Origin of the sequence: Cysteiniphilum litorale (assembly GCF_003428165.1) — a bacterium.
Lineage (GTDB): Bacteria > Pseudomonadota > Gammaproteobacteria > Francisellales > Francisellaceae > Caedibacter > Caedibacter litoralis.
In genome coordinates this window covers 1-739 of the sequence record NZ_QLIQ01000159.1, presented here as the reverse complement: position 1 = coordinate 739, position 739 = coordinate 1, and the positions used below count along the sequence as shown (strand labels likewise).

General features: G+C 38.7%; 1 protein-coding gene. It reads right to left on the bottom strand.

Translation table 11 applies throughout. The features are described from left to right. Window positions 1–5 precede the first annotated feature (5 nt). Window positions 6–739: IS3 family transposase (locus DNJ75_RS15040; protein ID WP_117004208.1), on the bottom strand; the 734-nt coding region annotated here is incomplete at its 5' end.

Sequence of the window (739 nt, the reverse complement as noted above, 5' to 3'; positions counted from 1 at the left end):
ACATGTCATGCAACCTGCAATGTTTTTTGCGCCTGACTTTTAAAGTCAATAGCACCTTCTTTGTACACGTTCATTGGTTTTTTGTATCCCAAACTTTCATGAAATCTACGGTTATTATAAAAATCAATATAATCAGCAAGATCAGTCCTAAGCTCAGGTAAAGAACCATATTCATTAAGATAAATTCGCTCGCATTTTGCACTGCGCCAAAAACGCTCAATACAAATGTTATCAGTAGCTCGACCCTTGCCATCCATTGAGATAGTAATACCTCTACTGGATAATGCTTCAGTATGTATATGTGAGGTATATTGGCTGCCTTGGTCAGTATTAAAAATCTCAGGATTGCCAAAGCGATCAAGGGCTTCATGCAAAACACTCATTACCAGGCTGCTATCCATCGTATTGGATATACGCCAACTTAATACGGCTTTTGAATACCAATCAATTATCGCAGCAAGATAAACCATACCACCCTTAAGCTTCACATACGTAATATCAGTAGACCACACCTGATTAACGCGACAAATATTGATACCACGCAGTTTATAAGTGTATTTAACATGCTGTTTACAAGGCTCAGACAAATTAGGAAACCTGACAGCTAATACTGCTTTTAAGCCCATTTCCTGACGGTATTTCTGCACCGTATTCACGCTGACACTAAATCCATCCTCAAGTAATTGCTGATGAACCTTCAGCGCACCATAAATAGGGATTTCTTCATGGATCTTCTGAA